The sequence below is a fragment of the Pseudomonas fuscovaginae SE-1 genome (genome assembly GCF_000364705.1).
Classification (GTDB): Bacteria; Pseudomonadota; Gammaproteobacteria; order Pseudomonadales; family Pseudomonadaceae; genus Aquipseudomonas; species Aquipseudomonas fuscovaginae_A.
The window spans coordinates 34,068-53,029 of record NZ_AQOH01000202.1 but is presented as its reverse complement, the minus strand read 5'-3'; the positions used below and the strand labels follow the sequence as shown (position 1 = coordinate 53,029).

Genomic DNA, 18,962 nt, shown 5'->3' with positions numbered 1-18,962 from the left:
GGGACCGGGTAGGCCACTTCGATCGGCTGGCGCCCCTGGCAAAGCCCCTCCCTGACGACGGTCGATACAGGTACCGGACCACGAAGCCCCTCCACCCCACTGCAGGGGCTGCGCGCCCCCTGTCCCCATGACACCCGCCCGAAACGCCCCCTTCTATACTCAATGGCAGTCGCGAAAAGAACCATGCAAGTCGCTTTGGTGCCGATAAAGCCTGGGCGCCATGGCAAGCTGGACTTTATGCCCTGAAGAGGTGCGGCAAAGACCGCACCGGGCCCAAAAGATGCCCGCTCAGGGTGCCTGGCCACCGGACATGCCACGATACCGTGACGTGGTGTGAATGCCGCAGCCGACACTTTCGGACAGCCGACGACCTCGTGGTATGTCCGTAGCCGTGAGGATTGCCGTATGCCTGATGAGACGTTGCACCTGCCCCTGGTCCACCGCCTGCTGGAACGCCACAAGGGCTCCCCGGGCGCGCTGTTGCCGATCCTTCATGATATCCAGGAAGGCATCGGCCATATCCCCGATGTCGCCATCCCCGAAATCGCTCATGCCCTGAACCAGAGCCAGGCCGAGATCCGTGGGGTGATCAGCTTCTACCACGACTTCCGTACCGCCCCTCCGGCCCGGCATATCCTGCGCCTGTGCCGGGCCGAATCCTGCCAGAGCCGCGGCGCCGAACAACTCGCCGCACAATTGCGCGATCGCCTGCAACTGGATGACCACGGCAGCAGCGCCGACGGTCGCATCAGCCTGCGTCCGGTGTATTGCCTGGGCGCCTGCGCCTGCTCGCCGGCCCTGGAGCTGGATGGCCAGGTGCACGCACGGCTCAGCGCCGAGCGCCTGGATGCGCTGCTCGACAGCTGCCGGGAGGACGCATGATGCCGAACCTCTATCTACCCGCCGACTCCCTGGCCCGCGCGGTCGGGGCCGATGAGATCGCGGCGGCCATCACGACCCGGGCCAGCGCAGGCAATCTGCAACTGGATCTGCGGCGTACCAGCTCGCGAGGCCTCTATTGGCTGGAGCCGTTGCTGGAAATCGACAGCCCGCGGGGCCGCCTCGGCTTCGGCCCCGTGAGCGCCGCCGACGTACCGTCGCTGCTCGATGCACTACAGGGCGACCCATCGGCCCATCCCCTGGCCCTCGGGCTGGTGGAAGAACTGCCTTATCTGAAAAGCCAGCAGCGCCTGCTGTTCGCCCGCGCCGGCATCACCCGTCCGCTGTCCCTGGATGACTACCGGGCCCATGGCGGCTTCGAAGGACTGGTCCGGGCCATCGCCATCGGCGCTGAACAGACCGCTACCGCCGTGTTCGATTCAGGCCTGCGCGGCCGCGGTGGCGCGGCCTTCCCTGCCGGGATCAAATGGCGCACGGTCAGCGCCGCCCAGGCGCCCCGGAAATACGTGGTGTGCAATGCCGACGAAGGTGACTCCGGCACCTTCGCCGACCGCATGCTGATGGAAGGCGACCCCTTCCTGCTGGTCGAGGGCATGACCATCGCCGGCCTCGCGGTCGGTGCCAGCCAAGGCTACATCTACGTCCGCTCGGAATATCCACAGGCGGTGTCGACGCTGCGCCAGGCGCTGGACATCGCCCGCGAGGCCGGTTACCTCGGTGCCGATGTACTCGGTAGCGGCCAGGCCTTCGACCTCGAGGTTCGGGTCGGTGCCGGCGCCTACATCTGCGGCGAGGAAACCGCCCTGCTCGACTCCCTCGAAGGCAAGCGCGGCATCGTCCGCGCCAAGCCCCCCATCCCGGCGTTGCGCGGGCTGTTCGGCCAGCCGACGCTGGTGCACAACGTGCTCACCCTGGCGTCGGTCCCGCTGATCCTGGCCAAGGGCGCGCAGTTCTATCGCGACTACGGCATGGGCCGTTCCCTGGGCACCATGCCTTTCCAGCTGGCCGGCAATGTCCGTCACGGCGGCCTGGTCGAGCGGGCCTTTGGCCTGACCCTGCGTGAACTGGTGGAAGGCTACGGTGGCGGTACCGCCAGCGGCCGGCCACTGAAGGCGGCCCAGGTAGGCGGTCCGCTGGGCGCCTGGGTCCCCCCGGAACAATTCGATACACCGCTGGACTACGAAGCCTTCGCCGCCATTGGCGCCATGCTCGGTCACGGTGGCGTGGTGGTGGCTGACGACAGCCTGGACATGGCCCGCATGGCGCGCTTCGCCCTGCAGTTCTGCGCCGAGGAATCCTGTGGCAAGTGCACGCCCTGCCGCATCGGCTCGACCCGCGGCGTGGAAGTGATCGATCGGCTGCTGGCCGCCCCCGACCAGGGAGGCCGCGATGAACAGGCGATCATCCTCAAGGACCTGTGCGACACCCTGCAATACGGTTCGCTGTGCGCGTTGGGCGGCATGACCTCCTATCCGGTGGCCAGCGCCCTCAAGTATTTCCCCGCCGACTTCGGTCTGCAGCCCTCGGAGGCCGATCAATGATCACTCTCTTCGATCCGAAAACCGATATGGACCTGGGCACCCCGGCCCGCGACAGCCTGGTACAGGTCACCCTGAACATCGACGGCCAGAGCATCAGCGTGCCCGAAGGCACCTCGGTGATGCGCGCGGCGGCCATGCTCGGCACCAGCATTCCCAAACTGTGCGCCACCGACAGCCTGGAACCCTTCGGTTCCTGCCGCATGTGCCTGGTGGAGATCGACGGCATGCGCGGCTACCCGGCGTCATGCACGACGCCCGTCAGCGAGGGCATGGTGGTCCACACCCAGACGCCGAAACTCGCGACACTGCGCCGCAACGTCATGGAACTGTACATTTCCGACCACCCACTGGACTGCCTGACCTGCTCGGCCAACGGCAACTGTGAACTGCAGACCGTCGCCGGCCAGGTCGGCCTGCGGGAAGTGCGCTACGGCTATGAAGGCGACAATCACCTGGCCGACAAGAAAGACACCTCCAACCCTTATTTCGACTACGACCCGAGCAAGTGCATCGTCTGCAACCGTTGCGTACGCGCCTGCGAGGAAACCCAGGGTACCTTCGCCCTGACCATCACCGGACGCGGTTTCGAATCGCGGGTCGCCGCCGCCGGCGGGGAGAATTTCCTCGACTCGGAATGCGTGTCCTGCGGCGCCTGCGTGCAGGCCTGTCCCACCGCGACGCTGATGGAAAAAAGCGTGGTCGAACTGGGCCAGCCCGAGCATGCCGTGATCACCACCTGCGCCTACTGCGGCGTCGGCTGCTCGTTCCGCGCCGAGATGAAGGGCGACCAACTGGTACGCATGGTTCCCGACAAGAACGGCCAGGCCAACCACGGCCACTCGTGCGTCAAGGGACGCTTTGCCTGGGGCTACGCCACTCACCCGGATCGCATCACCAAGCCGATGATCCGCAAGCACATCGACGACCCCTGGCAGGAAGTCAGCTGGGATGAGGCGGTCACCTACGCCGCCAGCGAGTTCCGGCGCCTGCAACACAAATATGGCCGCGACGCCATCGGTGGCATCACCTCCAGCCGCTGCACCAACGAAGAAACCTACCTGGTGCAGAAACTGGTACGGGCGGCCTTCGGCAACAATAACGTCGACACCTGCGCCCGCGTCTGCCATTCGCCCACCGGCTATGGCCTGAAGCAGACCCTGGGCGAGTCCGCGGGGACCCAGAGCTTCGACTCGGTGATGCAGGCCGACGTGATTCTCGTCATGGGAGCCAACCCCAGCGATGCCCACCCGGTGTTCGCTTCCCAGCTCAAGCGCAGCCTGCGCGAAGGCGCCCGGCTGATCGTCATCGACCCCCGGCGTATCGACCTGGTGGACTCCGTGCATGCGCGTGCCGAACTGCACCTGGCCCTGCGCCCGGGCACCAACGTCGCCATGCTCAACGCGCTGGCCCATGTCATCGTCACCGAGGGCCTGCTCGACCAGGACTTCATCGACGCCCGTTGCGAAGGCGGCGATTTCGCCCGCTGGAAAGAGTTCGTCAGCCGCGCGGAAAACTCGCCGGAAGTGCTCGGGGTCATCTGCGGCGTGGCCGCTGAAGACATTCGCGCAGCCGCCCGCCTCTACGCCAACGCCGACAATGCGGCCATCTACTACGGCCTGGGCGTGACCGAACACAGCCAGGGCAGCACCTCGGTCATGGGTATCGCCAACCTGGCCATGGCCACCGGCAACATCGGCCGCGAGGGCGTCGGCGTGAACCCGCTGCGCGGGCAGAACAACGTGCAGGGCTCCTGCGACATGGGCTCCTTCCCCCATGAGTTGCCCGGTTACCGGCACATCTCCAACGAAGCGGTGCGCAGCCAGTTCGAACAGGCCTGGAACGTCACCCTGCAACCCGATCCGGGCCTGCGCATCCCCAACATGTTCGAATCAGCCCTGGCCGGCCACTTCAAGGGCCTGTACTGCCAGGGAGAGGACATCGCCCAGAGCGACCCGAACACCCAGCACGTCACCGCGGCACTGTCGGCCATGGAATGCGTGGTGGTGCAGGACATCTTCCTCAACGAAACCGCCAAGTTCGCCCACGTGTTCCTGCCGGGCAGTTCGTTCCTGGAAAAGGACGGCACCTTTACCAACGCCGAGCGGCGCATCTCGCGGGTGCGCAAGGTCATGGAACCGCTGGGCGGCAAGGCCGACTGGGAAGGCACCGTGGCCCTGGCCAATGCCCTGGGCTACCCGATGAACTACCAGCACCCGTCGCAGATCATGGATGAAATCGCCAGCCTGACACCGACCTTCACCCACGTCAGCTATGCGGCCCTGGAGCGTCACGGCAGCCTGCAATGGCCGTGCAACGAGGCGGCGCCGAACGGTACACCGACCATGCACATCGAAGAGTTCGTGCGTGGCAAGGGACGCTTCATGATCACCGGCTACGTGCCCACCGAGGAAAAGGTCAACAGCCGCTACCCGCTGCTGCTGACCACCGGCCGCATCCTCAGCCAGTACAACGTCGGCGCCCAGACCCGGCGTACCGAAAACGTCGCCTGGCATGATGAGGACCGCCTGGAGATCCACCCCACCGATGCCGAGAGCCGGGGTATCAGCGAAGGCGACTGGGTCGGCATCGGCAGTCGTGCGGGCCAGACCGTGCTGCGTGCACGGGTGACCGAGCGGGTTGCCCCGGGGGTGGTGTACACCACCTTCCACTTCCCGGAATCGGGAGCCAACGTCATCACTACCGACAACTCCGACTGGGCCACCAACTGCCCGGAATACAAGGTCACTGCCGTGGAGGTCAGCCGCGTCTACCAGCCTTCGGAGTGGCAGAAACGCTACCAGGCGTTCAGCGACGAGCAGCAGCGCCTGCTGGAGGAACGCCGCCAGGCACGCGAAACCGGAACCCGAGCGGAGGTCCGCCGATGAGCACCGATAACCTGATCAAGATGGCCAACCAGATCGCCCAGTACTTCTCCAGCGAACCGGATCCGCAACAGGCCGTGCTCGGCGTGCGCAATCACCTGCAGATGTTCTGGACGCCCGGCATGCGCAAGGAACTGCTGGCCTGGCAGATCGAGCACCCGGGTGCTGAGCTGCATCCGCTGGCGCGTGCGGCGGTCAGTGGAGCGGGTTGGGAGGCCTAGGAGCGCACTCCCCCCCTGGCCTGTGAGAGCAGGCCAGGGGCATCACCTCGGCATAAGCCTGCAACGGGCTAGAAGCCTGGAGGCCTGCGAACCCCATCGCTGGCGACAGGATCGAGATGATTGCGCGCGGCCTGTCGCGACTCGCGCAACTGCCGTTTCAGCGTTCGCAACGGCGGCGCATACAGGAAGCCGAACGACACGCTGTCCTTGCGTCCCTTCACCGCATGATGGAGCAGGTGCGCCTGATACAGGCGCTTGAGGTAACGATTGCGTGGCCGCGGCCGAAACGGCCAGTAGCGATGCACGATGCCGTCATGCACCACCACGTAGATGATCCCGAAGGCTGCCACACCGGCACCGATCCACTGCAAGGGCTCATGCCCGCTGTTCCCCGCCACGATCAGGCCGACAGCCACCACCGCCAACACCAGCAGATAGATATCGTTGGTCTCGAAAGCCCCCAGGTGTTGCTCATGGTGCGAGCGGTGCAGGAACCAGCCCCAGCCATGCATCACGTACTTGTGCGCCAGGTAGCCGACGCCTTCCATCGCGACGAGGGTACAGAGGAACAGGGCAAGGTGGGTGATCATGGAACGCTGTCGACTCGCAGGAACATCGGAATGCAAAGCGGCTGGTAAGGAGCCAGCATACCTTGCCGGAGACGAAAATCGAGCGCTGGAACGACGAGCGCTCAGATCTGCGCCTGCACCACTTCGATCCCCAGGCGCCGATAGGCCTCGATATCGCCCATCACCTGCTGCTCGGTGAACATCGTCTGCAACCGTGCGCACGGCCCCACCACGAACGGCTCCACCGCGCCGAGCTTGTCGGCGGTGGTCACGGCCACCACATGGGAGGCGCTGTCGAGCAGCGCCTGCTTCACCGCCAACTCCTCGTAGCGCGAACAACTGATACCGACCTGCGGATGGATCGCACAGACACCGGTAAACAACAGGTCCGCCTTGATGCCCTGGATCAACCGCACCGCTTCGTGCCCTCCCACCGCCATGGTCGCCGGGTTCAGCGTGCCACCGGCAAGGATCACCGTAACGCCCTGGTGCTCGGCCAGGGTCATCGCGATCATCGGCGAACAGGTCACGGCGGTGAAGGACAGGCCCGTCGGCAGTGACTGGGCGATCTGCAAGGTGGTACTGCCCGAGTCGAACAGGACGATCTGCCCCTGGCCGATCCGCCGTGCCGCCAGTTCGGCCAGGTGCCGTTTCACCTCATCGGTCTCGGCGATCCGGGTGAAATAGTCCTTGCCGGTATCCTTGGGGCGCGGCAAGGCGCCCCCATGGACCCGTTGCAACAGGCCGGCCTGGGACAGCTCGGCCAGGTCACGACGGATCGTGTCTTCCGACACCGCGAAATGCTGGCTCAGTTCCGAGGCCATGACCTTGCCATCGCGCTCCAGCAACAGCAGGATCTTCTGTCGCCGCACATCGGGCAGCTCGGAAGGGGAATGAAAGTTTTGCATGAGTTCGCCTGATTGTGCATGTTTGTGCCGATTTCGATAAAACTATATGACAGCCACCTGCTCGATCAAGCGAAAGCACGACAATACCGACATACGCGATCACAGCCGGCGAAAGCTGACGACATAGGCGGTTTTCACGAGATTTGCCCAAATCCGCTGTCGATGTCGCCAATACCTTCAATGCCCGCAGCACCTGGCTGTCGGAAACTTCCCAATCCATGCCTAATTTGCCCGCGACCCCGCGTAATACTTGAGCCCCCCATCTTCGGGATTTAATATCCACGCCGCTTATGTCGAGCACTCAGTATCGGTTGCAGATCTGATCCAGTCAGGGCCCCGCTGAGAAGAAAAATGAGAGAAGGTGAAGCAATGACGGGTGAAAACCTGACACCGGGTTTGCTCAAGCGCGGCCTGAAAAACCGCCATATCCAACTGATTTCCCTCGGAGGGGCGATTGGCACCGGGCTGTTCCTAGGCTCCGCCGGGGTGCTCAAGTCCGCCGGCCCGGCGATGATCCTGGGCTATGCGATCTGCGGCTTCATCGCCTTCCTGATCATGCGCCAGTTGGGCGAGATGATCGTCGAGGAGCCGGTGGCCGGCTCGTTCAGCCATTTCGCCCACAAGTACTGGGGCGGCTACGCGGGCTTTCTCTGCGGCTGGAACTACTGGGTGCTCTACGTGCTGGTGGGCATGGCCGAACTGACGGCGGTGGGCAAGTACGTGCAGTTCTGGTGGCCCGAAATCCCGTCCTGGGTCAGCGCGGCGGTGTTCTTCGTGCTGGTCAACCTGATCAACCTGACCAATGTGAAGACCTTCGGTGAAGCCGAGTTCTGGTTCGCGATCATCAAGGTGGTCGCCATCGTCGGCATGATCGCCCTCGGCGTCTACCTGCTGGTCAGCGGTGTCGGCGGCCCACAGGCCACGGTCAGCAATCTGTGGAGTCATGGCGGCTTCTTCCCCAACGGCGTCAGCGGCCTGCTGATGGCGCTGTGTTTCATCATGTTCTCGTTCGGAGGCCTGGAACTGGTGGGCATCACCGCCGCCGAGGCCACCGAACCACGCAAGGTGATCCCCAAGGCGATCAACCAGGTCGTGGTGCGTATCCTGATCTTCTACGTCGGCGCACTGACCGTCCTGCTCTCGCTGTACCCGTGGGACCAGTTGCTGGTCACTCTCGGCGCTTCCGGCGACGCCTACAGCGGCAGTCCGTTCGTGCAGATCTTCGCCCTGATCGGCAGCGACACCGCCGCGCAGATCCTCAACGTGGTGGTCCTGACCGCCGCCCTGTCGGTGTACAACAGCGGCGTGTACTGCAACAGCCGCATGCTGTTCGGCCTGGCCGAGCAAGGCGATGCGCCGAAGTCACTGCTGAAGCTGAACAAGCAGGGCGTACCGGTTCGGGCCATCGGCGTCTCGGCGCTGGTCACCCTGCTCTGCGTGGTGGTGAACTACGTCGCGCCCCATGAAGCGCTGGAGCTGCTGATGGCACTGGTGGTCGCATCGCTGATCATCAACTGGATCGTGATCAGCCTGACCCACCTGAAATTCCGCAAGGCCATGGAGCAACAGGGCGTGGTACCTGGCTTCAAGGCGTTCTGGACGCCGTTCAGCAACTACCTGTGCCTGGCCTTCGTCGCGCTGATCCTCGGCGTGATGCTGATGATCCCGGGCATCGCCGTGTCGGTCTACGTAATGCCGGCCTGGGTACTGTTCATCTACGGGCTGTATCGCCTGCGCGTGGCGAAGGGTTCGCCGCGTACGGCCTGATCATCAGCCTGAAGAACAAGGGGACCAGACGGTCCCCTTTTTTGATGGTGCCCAGCCGGCGGCAGAGCCTGTGAGAACCGCCACAGTGCCATTCAAGGCGTCCCCGGATGCGGCTGTGGATAATCGCGCGCCACATCCAGCGGCCAGGCATAGGGCCCATCCCACAACTGCTCATGCAACGCGCCGATCCGTTCGGCCATCGCCTGGTCGTGCATCACCACTTCGAGGTTGCGCGAGTTGTCGAGGTAGCCGCCCAGCCAGTTGCTGGTGCCGACCCACGCCACCTGCCCGTCGATCTCCATGGTCTTGCTGTGGATCACCCGCGCATAGGGGATGAAGCCCTGCGGGTCCTGGGGCAAGGTGACGATCTTGACCTGGACGTTGGGCAGCACCGCCAGGCTCTTGAGGTAGGCGACTTCCGGCGCGCCGGTGTTCCAGTCGGAGACCATCAGCCTGATCGACACGCCTCGTGCCGCAGCAGCGCGGACGGCATTGTCGATCACCGGGTAGTACGGACGGGTCTTGTCCGGCCCGTAGGACAGCGGCGCATAGTCGAGCAGTTGCACCCGCACCTCATGTTTGGCCTCGGCCAGCAGGCGCGGCAGCTCCTGCTGTGAATCGCCGACGCCTGCCGGGTTATAGCGTTGCGGGCTGGCGACCAGGTAGTTGCCGCTCCGTGTCGGCTCCTTGCCGGTTTTGGGCAATGGCACCGGCTTGTTCTGGGTCAGCGCGGCCTGGGCCTTCCAATCCTGATCGAATATCGCCTGGACCTGGCCGACGACGGTTTCGTCACTGATCCGCAAGCCGGTTTCATGAATGTGCTCAAGGGACCGCCAGTCGAAGTTCTGGCTGCCGATAAAAGCCTGCTGACCATCCACCACCAGGTACTTGGCGTGGATGATGCCGCCGCCCACCCGTGCATACGGCAGTACGCGGAAGGTCAGGTTGGGAATCCTGCGCAACCGTTCCAGGGTAGCCTGGTCGGAGAGCTTGAGGCCCTTTTCTTCCAGCAGGAAACGAATTTTCACGCCACGCCTGCCAGCGGCCTCCAGACTGTCGATCACCTTGTCCATCACCGAACCGGGATGATCGGCGGCATAGAACTGGCCGATGTCGATTCGGTTTCTCGCGCCGTTGAACAACTCGATCCAGACCGGGCCGGGCTGGCGCAGGTCGGGGGCATCGAGCTCGGTCGCCAGGGGCACGGTGTGCACCAGTTCGAAACCGGGAATGGAAAAATCCGCCTGGGCCAGCGGACTGAGCAACAGGCCGAGCGCAGCGGCCAGGCCGATGCGCAAGCGCATTGCGTGAAACTTCGGAATGAGGGACATAAGCGTCTCGTATCGGAAGATAAAAACAACCGTTGGCGAGCGGGCTCGTCGGGACGCCGCACCGCCGCTCTCGGCTGCACCGCAGCCACAGAACCGGACACCGCGATCGGGCTGGTGCATCCAGTACTCAGGTTTCAGGGGGGCTTTGCCCCCCAGCGCGGGCAAGCCCGCTCGCCACAAACAGCCCTTTATCCAGAACGGCTCAGGCCGTGTGCAACTGCGCCGGACTGGTGGCGCGATGCGGCACCTCACCCTGCACCCGGGCACCGGTCGCGGCGCGGATCAGCAGCATCTTGAGCTGATCGTTGATGCGCTCCAGGCTGTCCTGGAAGAAGTTGTGGAACACCACGCAGAACAGCGCGATGGCGATCCCCAGCCCGGTGGCGAACAGGGCCGTGCCGATCCCGCCGGAAATCTGGCCCGGGTCGGATACACCGGCACTGGCCAGGGCCTTGAAGGTGTCGATGATGCCCAGGATGGTCCCGAGCAGCCCCAGCAGCGGCGCCGCCGTGGTGATGGTCTCGATGATCCACAGGCTGCGGGCCAGCGGCGCCCGACTGGCCAGGTACTGGGTGTCGATCACATCCTCCAGGTCCTTGCGCGTCCCGTGGGCGGCCTTCTGCGCCAGCACGGCACTGGCCATGTCCAGCGGCAGGCTGTCACGGCGGGTCAGTTGCTGCGGCAGGTCCTTGTCGCTGTGCACATGCGAGCCCAGGGCTTCCATCAGCCCACGGGCCTGGCGCCGGACGTAGGCGAAGTAGATGGCGCGTTCGATGGCGATGAAGATCGCGATCGCCAGGGCGGCGTACATCACATAGAACGTGATCTCGTGAAGCGTGTTCATGTCCATTAGCGGGTTACCTCTGTAGCGGATGGGACAGACATCAGAAATTCGCCTCCAGCGAGACGGTCACGGTGCGGTCCAGGCCGACGATGTAGGCCGGGTCGCCATCACGGAAGCCGCCATAGGTCGCCGAGTTGGTCTTGGTGGTGTACACGCCGTCCAGGTATTTCTTGTCGAACAGGTTGTCGACGTTCAGGCGCAGGGTCGCGTCCTTGACCACCTTCTTGTCCACCGGCAGGTAGATACCGGCACCGAGGTTGAACACGGTGCGCCCGGAGATCGCCTCGTCGTTGGTCAGGTCGCCGTACAGCTTGCTGGTGTACTTGCCGCCGAAGGTGCCGTAGAACAGGCCGTCGTCATAACCGATGTTGGCGGCCAGCATGTTCTTCGGCACGTTGGCGAACTGCTTGCCGGCGGTCGGCAGCAGGATCGCCTTGCCGGCGTTGTAGACGGTCAGGTCGTCCTTCTGCTCGGCACGGGTGTAGGTGTACGAGGTGTAGAAGTTGAAGTGATGGGGCAGCAGGCCGCTCCACTCCAGCTCCAGGCCCTTGTTGTCGACGTTGCCGGCGTTGATGTCGGCGAAGTCGCCGTTGATGTCCCTGGACGACACCTGGCGGTTCTCGAACTGCATGTAGAACAGGGTCGCGGCGACGGTCATGTCGTCCTTGGTGTAGCGCCAGCCCAGTTCGTGGTTCCAGCTGGTTTCCGGCTTGGCGTCGATGGAGCCGGCGCCCTTGTCGTACAGCACATAGTTCTGCGGTACGCGCATGTTGCGCGACAGGCTGTAGAACGCCTGGTCGTACTCGTCGACCTGATACTTCAGGCCAACGTTGGGCAGCAGCTTGGTGTAGGTCTGGCTGCGCTTTTCCGGCTGTTCGGTGAGACTGCCGTGGTTGGTACCGTCACGCTTGACGTTCATGTAGGCCAGGCCCGCCACCAGGGTCCAGTCCGGGGTGAAGTACCAGGTGTCCTGGGCCCAGACCTTCTGCGCCGGGGTCACGGTGAAGCGATCGCGCCCCTGAACGGTGTTGCCGTTGGCATCGACCACGTAGTCGGAGTCGGGCCAGACGCTTTCCGGCTTGCCGCTGGACTTGAGGCGGATGAAGGGCTGGGTCTGGCTCTGGCGGGCGCGCTCGTACCAGTAGCCGAACTGCAGGCTGTGGTCGCCCAGGTCCCAGTTCAGCTTGGTGGTGATCCCCGGGCGCCAGGTCTGGGTCCGCGAAGGCCGGTAGTACACGCCGGTGTTCGGTGTACCGTCGGCGTTGTACTGGGCGCCGGTCGGCAAGTTGCTCAGGTCGAATACGCCACCGGCATTCGAGCCGCTGTTGAGCGCGTAGGCCGAACTGCCCACGCCGCTGCCGTTACCCCAGTAGTAGTACGGGATCACCGACAGCGCGAGGTTGTCGGCCAGCTTGAACTGGGTGTTGAGCACGCCGGTGAAGGTCTGGAACGGGTTCAGCGCCAGGCCGTAGTAGCTGTTGATCTTGCCGTTGCTGCCCACGGCCGGGGTCTGCGGGTATGGGTCGTACTTGCGCCCGTACTGCTGGAACTGCGCCTTGGTCAGTTGGCTGTAGCTGGTGTTTTCCTGCTCGTGGTACTTGAGGATCAGGTTGGCGGTGTTGCCGCCGCCCATGTCGAAGAAGCTGTTCCACTCGACCTTGTCGGCACGCTCGGCACCGCCGCCGCGCCATTTCTGGCCTTCGGTGTGGGAGACCGACAGCCAGTTGCTCAGGCCGTTGATTTCACCGGTGTTGAGGCGGGCGAAGGTCTTGGTGGTGGCATGGCTGCCAACCACCTGCTTGACGAAGGCGCCGGTCTCCTTGGTCGGGCGGATGGTCACCACGCCGATGTTGCCGCCACTGGAGCCGATGTGCGGGCCATCGGCCTCGGACGAACCCTGGGTGACGAAGATCTGCTCGATGTTCTCCGGGTCGCCCAGCAGGTTGGCGTACAGCGCGTAGTTGCCGGAGTCGTTGATCGGCATGCCATCGATGGACATGCCGACCTGGTCGGAGTTGAGACCGCGCATGGTGAAGCGGAAGCTGCCCAGGCCCGTGGCGTCTTCACTGGAAATGTTCAGCCCCGGCGTGTACTTGAGCTTGTCGATGGCGTTGCCGGTGGCGGTCTGCTTGTCCAGCGCCTCCTTGGTCACGGTGGAGCGGCCCTTGATGCTGTCCTCCTGGACCATGTAGCCGCCACCTGCCGTCGCCTTGCCCTGCACGCCGATCACGCCGACATCGCTGGCAGCGGTGTCCGCCATTGCCACGCCGTGGCCCATGCTCGCGGCAACGAGTGCCAGATGAATCCGTGTAAACCTCATCACTCTATTCCTGGTTATAGGTGCTTACTGCACGCTGTAATTGAAAGTGGCGGTGAAGCGTTGCTCGTTGCGTCCGCCAAAGGCTTGCTCAGGGAAAGGCTTGACCTGCTTGATGCGATGCAGGCTGTTGGTCGCGGCCCGGTTGAGCAGCATGCTCGAGGCCGGGGTCTGGATTCCGGAGTCGAGAACGCGGCCCTGCCGGTCCACCAGCAACCAGACCACCACATCGCCGCTGGGGCGTTCGAGGGAGGCCTGGCGTCCGGTGGGGTACTGCTTGAAGGTGTCCAACTCATTGCGCAGTCCCTTGAGGTAACCGCCTTCCAGGGCCTGGCTGTCGACCTTCGGCGGTGCTGGCGGCGCGGGCGGCGTTGGCGTCTTGGCCACCACCGGCTCGGCAGGCGGCTTGGCCTCCACCGGTTTGGCCGGCACGGGCGTCGGCTTGGCCACCGGTTTGGGTGTCGGCTTGGGCTTGGGTTCCGGCTTGGGCTGTGGCTTGGGCGGTGGTGGCGGTGGCGCGGGCTCGGCCTCCTCGTCCTCGATCACCGGTGGCGGTGGCGGCTCTTCCACCGCCGGCACCGGCTCGGGGACCACCTCCGGCTCAGGCTCGACCAGGGCCAGTTCCACCGCCGACTCGTCGTAGACCGGCTGGACCTTCAACGGCTGCGAGGTGATCCCCAGGATCACCAGCGCCATGGCGATCAGGGCCGGGACACTGCCCAGCAGCTGACGTGCACGAAACAGGATGTACATGATCAGGACTTACGCGTGGCGATGGAGACAGACGTGAAGCCACCCAGACGCAAGGTGTCCATGACTTCCACCAGGCGGGCGACTTCCACGCCCTTGTCGCTGTTGACGATGATCGTCGACTTGCTGTCGGGCTTCTCGGCGGCCTTGAGCGCCGGCACCAGGCCCTCGACGGTCATGTCCTTGCCGTCCAACTGCAACTGGCCGTCCACGCCCAGGGTGAGGATGAATTTGTTCTGCGGCTTGAGCTGCTGCGAACTGCTGGCGCTCGGCAACTGGGTCTTCATGCCGAGGGCCGGAATCACGTTCAGGCTGACCAGCACAAAGAACACCAGAAGGAACATCATCACGTCGATCATCGGGATCAGTTCGATGTGCGCCTTGCGCTTTTTAGGTTCGTCCCAGGTTCTCATTCGGCTGCCCCTTGTTGATTAGGGGCGCCAAGCTAGCAACGAAAAATGACCGATCGGTTAACTTTAATTTACGGTTTTAAGGCTCTAGGACGGCCATTACGTGCCACTACTGATTTTTTTCGACACGTAATGAAACTGACACTCGGCGAGGACACCCTTGGAACTTTTCTCGACCGGGCTTCCTGAAACAGGACTCGGCCACTTCATCCGGGCCACCGTAGATGACTGCTGCCACCGTTTGAAAGGGGTACATATCGATAGGCTGCGGCAAGGACTCCTGCGGGACCATGGGCAACCCCTTTGACTGAACCCAAGAGTTTTTTCCATGACCGATAATGTTGTGCAAGCGTCCGGTGCGGGCCCGATCGACCTGGACCGACGCCGCCTGATCACCGGGATTGCCGGGGCCGCGGCGCTGTCGCTACTCAGCCCATTCGCCCGCGGTGCCGGGGTCGACTACCCCTTCACCCTCGGCGTCGCTTCGGGCGACCCATTGCCCGACGGCTTTGTCATCTGGACGCGACTGGCACCGCGCTTCAATGCGGCAGACGGCAATGGCGGGCTGGACCGGCCGGTGCCGGTACGTTGGCAGGTGGCGACGGACGCGGCCATGCGCCGTGTCATCCAACGCGGCGAGGTCATGGCCGACAGCCGTTTCGCCCATTCGGTGCATGTCGAGGTCGCCGGACTGGAAGCCGGTCGGCCCTACTGGTACCAGTTCGAAAGCCTCGGAGCCCAGAGCCCGGTCGGTCAATCACGTACGACACCGCCACGACAAGCGATGACCTCGGCGCGACTGGGCTTCGTCTCCTGCTCGCATTGGGAACGGGGCTACTTCAGCGCCTACCGCCACCTCGCCGCCGAACAGCCCGACCTGGTGTTTTTCCTCGGCGACTATATTTACGACAGCTCCTACACCGATCCAGGAAAAATCGTGCGACCTCACGGTGCCGGAAACGCCAGGACCCTGGTGGACTACCGCAACCGCTACGCACTGTATCGGACCGACCCGGACTTGCAGGCGCTCCACGCCTGCGCGCCCTGCGCGGCGACCTGGGACGACCACGAGGTACAGAACGACTACGCCAACCAGTGGTCGCAGGACCCGAACCTCTCGCCGCAGGCATTCCTCAAGCAGCGCGCGGCGGCCTACCAGGCCTTCTACGAACATATGCCACTGCGCGCCAGCAGCCTGCCCAGAGGCCCGGACATGCGCATCTATCGGCGCCTCGATTACGGGCAACTGGCACAATTCCACATTCTCGATGGGCGCCAGTACCGCTCCGAGCAGCCGTGCATCCCGCCCAACCGCAGCCACCAGGGGCATGTTGCGCCCAGCGACTGCGTCGACCTGCGCGACCCGAAACGCACCATGCTCGGCTGGGAACAGGAAGCCTGGCTGGACCAGGGCTTTGCCCGCTCGACGGCACGCTGGAACGTGATCGCCCAGGACCTGCTGGTGACCCCGGTGCTCCAGCGCATGCCGGGCAGCCAGGAACTGGGCCACTGGACCGATGGCTGGGACGGTTATGCCGCCACCCGCGACCGGGTGCTACAGTCGATCGAGCGCACGCGGGTGAAGAACCCGGTGTTCTGGGGTGGGGATATCCACTCGTTCTGGACCACCGATCTGCATCTCGACGGTGGGAATCCGGATTCGAAGATCGTCGCCACCGAGTTCATCGGCAGTTCGGTGACCTCCGACGGGCCACCGTTCGAGTTGTTCAACTCGGTGCTGCCGTTCAATCCGCATGTGCGGTTTTTCGACAGTCGCCAGCATGGCTATGTGTCGGTCGAGTTGGAGTCGGGCAGGATGACAACCAGCTTCCGGGCGATCTCTGAACGGGCCGATCCGCGAGCGACGGTGTCAACGCTCAAGCAGTTCGTGGTCGAAGATGGACGGGCGGGGGCACTGCCCCTCTGATGCGCCGGTGCTGCCCCTCAGGGCAGCCGCGCATGGCCGTCATATGGCGTCTGCAGGTCCCGCTCGGGAATTTCCCAGACAATCAACTTCGGAGGCGTCTGCGTGAACGCCGGGCTTTCGAAGTAGGCCTTGGCCGCGCCGGAGAACTCGCCACCATCCTTGGCGAAGTTGCCCACTGGTGCGCCGAGCGCCGCTTCGAGGAAGCCGATGAAGTTCGAGTTGCGCGAGAACGAGGTGCCGATCAGCGCGGTATTCGGCAGGTTGTCATCGCCGAACAGATCGTCGAGGTTGTCGCCACCGGCCTCTTCCGCGCGCTCCTTGATCTGCGTCGCCGCGACGTTCTCGACCCGTGGCTGCAAACTCGCCGGCAACCAGTCGATCCCTGCCAGGCGCACCAGGTCGCCTGGCCGCACCGCGATCGGCTGTGTCACCAGGTCGAAAGCCTTGCGAGGCGTCGGCTCGAACTTCTGCCCACGGATCATCTGTGCCACCTGCTCCGCCGCGGCCTTGGCACCGGCCTCGCTCCAATGCGTATCGGTACGCAGGTAGGCCGCTTCGCCGACCGCCTGCAAGGCCGATGTCAGGTTCAAGGCGGGAACGCCCGCTGCCTGCAACTGCCCCAGCCACTCATCGATACGCCGCGCCAGCACGGCTGGACGACTGAGCCTGCACAACTGGTTGGCGACGATCCGACTCTTGTCCGGTACCACCGCCACCACCAGTTGGATACCGCGCTTGCCCAACGCCTGCTGCAGTTCGCTCACCGCCTGGACCTTGGCCCGCGCATTGAGCTCGGCATGGCGGTTCAGGCGTAATTCATCGGTGAGAAACAACCAATCCGGGCAGCCCTCGCGCACCCGCGGCCCGAGGTCGCCAAAGGCCAGCCAACTGGCACCCCGCTCCAGGTCGGCGGCCTGCTTCGGCACGGGGGCATCGGACAGGGTCTTGGCGAAGCGATGGGTGATGTCGCCGTGCAGCAGCATGTCCTGGGTGACGGTCTTGGGCAGAAATTCGATCTTGCCCTTGAACATCAGCCAGACACAGGACAACAGGCCCAGCGCCAGGAACAGCATGAAGATCACGCCCGCCAACGGGCTGACGCGAAGCGCCAGCTCCGTGGGGGGCGTGGGTGCGGTCGACGGGGATTGCGTTGGCTTGGTCATCAGAACTGGAAATACAGGAAGGGCACGGCTTCACGGCTGGCGATCAGAGCGAACGACAGCATGAACCCGAGCACGGGCCAGAGGGCCGCAGCCAGCGCAAACCACGCACTGCCGGCGAATCGTCTTTCACAACGCGCCTGCAACAGCGGCGCGAGAATGCACACCACCCCGAGCAGGGCCGCCAGGCCGTGCACCGGTCGCAGGGTCACCGCCAGCGCATCGCCGAGGGCAAAACCATGCTGGCCGAACTGCCCGCCGTACATGCTCAGCGCCGTGGCAAAATCCGGGGAGCGGAACAACGTCCAGGCCAGGCAGACGAACAACAGCGTCGCGGTGTGCGAGGCCCAGCGTGGCAAGCCCGGCAGGCTGGAACGCGACCAGGCACGATCGACGCACAGCGCCACGCCATGGGCAGAGCCCCACAACAGGTAGTTCCAGCTGTCGCCGCCATGCCACAGGCCGGCGATCGCCATGGTCAGGAACAGGTTGCGATAGGTGTTCCAGGTGCCCTTGCGATTGCCGCCCAAGGAGATATACAGGTAGTCGCGCAACCAGCTGGACAACGATAGGTGCCAGCGGCGCCAGAAGTCCTGGATGCTGTAGGCCAGGTACGGGCGGTTGAAGTTCTCCGGAAAATGGAAGCCCAGCATCAGCCCCAGGCCGATGGCCATGGCGCTGTAGCCGGCGAAGTCGAAGAACAGTTGCAGCGAGTAGGCCAGGCAGCCGATCCAGGCATCGACGAAGGACGGATTTTCCAGGTGAAAGGCCACGTCGACCAGGGGCGACAGGGTGTCGGCCACCAGCACCTTCATGCACATGCCGATCATGAACCGGCGCGCGCCCAGGGAGAAATTCAGCCAGTTGAAATAGCGCTGGTTGAGCTCGCGGCGGACCCAGTCATAACGAATGATGGGACCGGCGATGGAGTGACCGAACATCGAGATGTAGGTCGCGTAGTTGACGAAACTGCGCTCCACCGGCACCACGTGCCGGTGTACGTCGACCAGATAGGAAATCGCCTGCAGCACGATGAACGACAACCCCGCCGGCAGCGCCACCTTCTGCCACGCCATGGGCATGGCCCCGTACCAGGTGATCAGCTCGTTCCAGGTGGCGGCGAGGATGTTGGCGTACTTGTACCAGCAGAGCACGGCGGTGTTGATCACGATCAGTGCCACCAGCAGCCGGATCCGCCCGCGGCCGTCCTCCCGCGAGCGATCGACCAGCAGGCCGCCGACCCACGCGAGCACGGTCAGGACCATGTGCAGGAACAGGAACAGCGGGCTCAGCCAGCCGTAGAACAACCAACTGCCGATCAGCAGGATCGCGTTGCGCCAGGCCGGTCTTGCCAGGGCATAGACCAGCAGGAACGCGGGCAGGAACAGCGTCAGGAACTCGAGCGAGGCGAAAACCATGGCGACGGGTGCTTCCG

15 protein-coding genes are annotated in these 18,962 nt (G+C 64.3%); 6 read left to right on the top strand and 9 right to left on the bottom strand.

The genetic code is table 11. From position 1 onward, the window contains the following. Positions 1-405: 405 nt before the first annotated feature. From K675_RS0118110 to K675_RS0118095, 4 genes are read left to right on the top strand one after another with little or no spacing between them, the layout of a single operon-like run. Entirely contained in the window at positions 406-882 is a 477-nt protein-coding gene (locus K675_RS0118110) for a formate dehydrogenase subunit gamma (protein ID WP_017904901.1), read from the top strand. Next, positions 879-2,441, top strand: a complete 1,563-nt coding sequence (locus K675_RS0118105; RefSeq protein WP_017904900.1) for a formate dehydrogenase beta subunit — start codon at positions 879-881, stop codon at positions 2,439-2,441. Before K675_RS0118110 ends, K675_RS0118105 begins: the two co-directional genes overlap by 4 nt. After that, complete coding sequence (gene fdhF / locus K675_RS0118100; protein WP_017904899.1) at positions 2,438-5,326, top strand: formate dehydrogenase subunit alpha; 2,889 nt, start codon at positions 2,438-2,440, stop codon at positions 5,324-5,326. Before K675_RS0118105 ends, fdhF begins: the two co-directional genes overlap by 4 nt. Beyond that, a complete protein-coding gene (locus K675_RS0118095; protein ID WP_017904898.1) occupies positions 5,323-5,544 on the top strand; it encodes a formate dehydrogenase subunit delta in 222 nt (73 codons plus the stop codon). Before fdhF ends, K675_RS0118095 begins: the two co-directional genes overlap by 4 nt. A gap of 68 nt (positions 5,545-5,612) precedes the next feature. Here K675_RS0118095 and K675_RS0118090 read toward each other — a convergent pair whose 3' ends face one another. Further along, on the bottom strand, positions 5,613-6,134 hold the full coding sequence (locus K675_RS0118090) for a sterol desaturase family protein (RefSeq protein WP_017904897.1): 522 nt from the start codon (positions 6,132-6,134) through the stop codon (positions 5,613-5,615). A gap of 101 nt (positions 6,135-6,235) precedes the next feature. Beyond that, positions 6,236-7,021, bottom strand: coding sequence for a DeoR/GlpR family DNA-binding transcription regulator (locus K675_RS0118085; RefSeq protein WP_017904896.1), 786 nt, complete (start codon positions 7,019-7,021; stop codon positions 6,236-6,238). A 369-nt stretch (positions 7,022-7,390) separates the two neighbouring features. Here K675_RS0118085 and K675_RS0118080 point away from each other — a divergent pair, with 369 nt between their 5' ends. Continuing rightward, entirely contained in the window at positions 7,391-8,788 is a 1,398-nt protein-coding gene (locus tag K675_RS0118080) for an amino acid permease (protein WP_017904895.1), read from the top strand. A gap of 92 nt (positions 8,789-8,880) precedes the next feature. Here the strand turns inward: K675_RS0118080 and K675_RS0118075 are convergent, their stop codons facing one another. From K675_RS0118075 to K675_RS0118055, 5 genes are all read right to left on the bottom strand, one after another. Next, a complete protein-coding gene (locus tag K675_RS0118075) occupies positions 8,881-10,119 on the bottom strand; it encodes a phospholipase D-like domain-containing protein (protein ID WP_017904894.1) in 1,239 nt (412 codons plus the stop codon). A gap of 202 nt (positions 10,120-10,321) precedes the next feature. Beyond that, on the bottom strand, positions 10,322-10,969 hold the full coding sequence (locus tag K675_RS0118070; RefSeq protein WP_017904893.1) for a MotA/TolQ/ExbB proton channel family protein: 648 nt from the start codon (positions 10,967-10,969) through the stop codon (positions 10,322-10,324). A gap of 34 nt (positions 10,970-11,003) precedes the next feature. After that, positions 11,004-13,283, bottom strand: a complete 2,280-nt coding sequence (locus K675_RS0118065; protein WP_026145309.1) for a TonB-dependent receptor — start codon at positions 13,281-13,283, stop codon at positions 11,004-11,006. A 24-nt stretch (positions 13,284-13,307) separates the two neighbouring features. After that, positions 13,308-14,033 (bottom strand): energy transducer TonB family protein, encoded by a 726-nt coding sequence (locus K675_RS0118060; protein WP_017904891.1) that lies wholly within the window; start codon positions 14,031-14,033, stop codon positions 13,308-13,310. A 2-nt stretch (positions 14,034-14,035) separates the two neighbouring features. After that, positions 14,036-14,443: an ExbD/TolR family protein gene (locus tag K675_RS0118055; protein ID WP_017904890.1), complete on the bottom strand. Its 408-nt coding sequence runs from the start codon at positions 14,441-14,443 to the stop codon at positions 14,036-14,038. Positions 14,444-14,768: 325 nt separating this feature from the next. Here K675_RS0118055 and K675_RS0118050 point away from each other — a divergent pair, with 325 nt between their 5' ends. After that, entirely contained in the window at positions 14,769-16,367 is a 1,599-nt protein-coding gene (locus K675_RS0118050) for an alkaline phosphatase D family protein (protein WP_017904889.1), read from the top strand. A gap of 17 nt (positions 16,368-16,384) precedes the next feature. On the opposite strand, the gene K675_RS0118045 is transcribed toward K675_RS0118050, so the two are convergent. Continuing rightward, entirely contained in the window at positions 16,385-17,530 is a 1,146-nt protein-coding gene (locus K675_RS0118045; RefSeq protein ID WP_037006761.1) for an alginate O-acetyltransferase AlgX-related protein, read from the bottom strand. Continuing rightward, positions 17,530-18,945 (bottom strand): MBOAT family O-acyltransferase, encoded by a 1,416-nt coding sequence (locus K675_RS0118040; protein ID WP_017904887.1) that lies wholly within the window; start codon positions 18,943-18,945, stop codon positions 17,530-17,532. Before K675_RS0118040 ends, K675_RS0118045 begins: the two co-directional genes overlap by 1 nt. Positions 18,946-18,962: the final 17 nt, after the last annotated feature.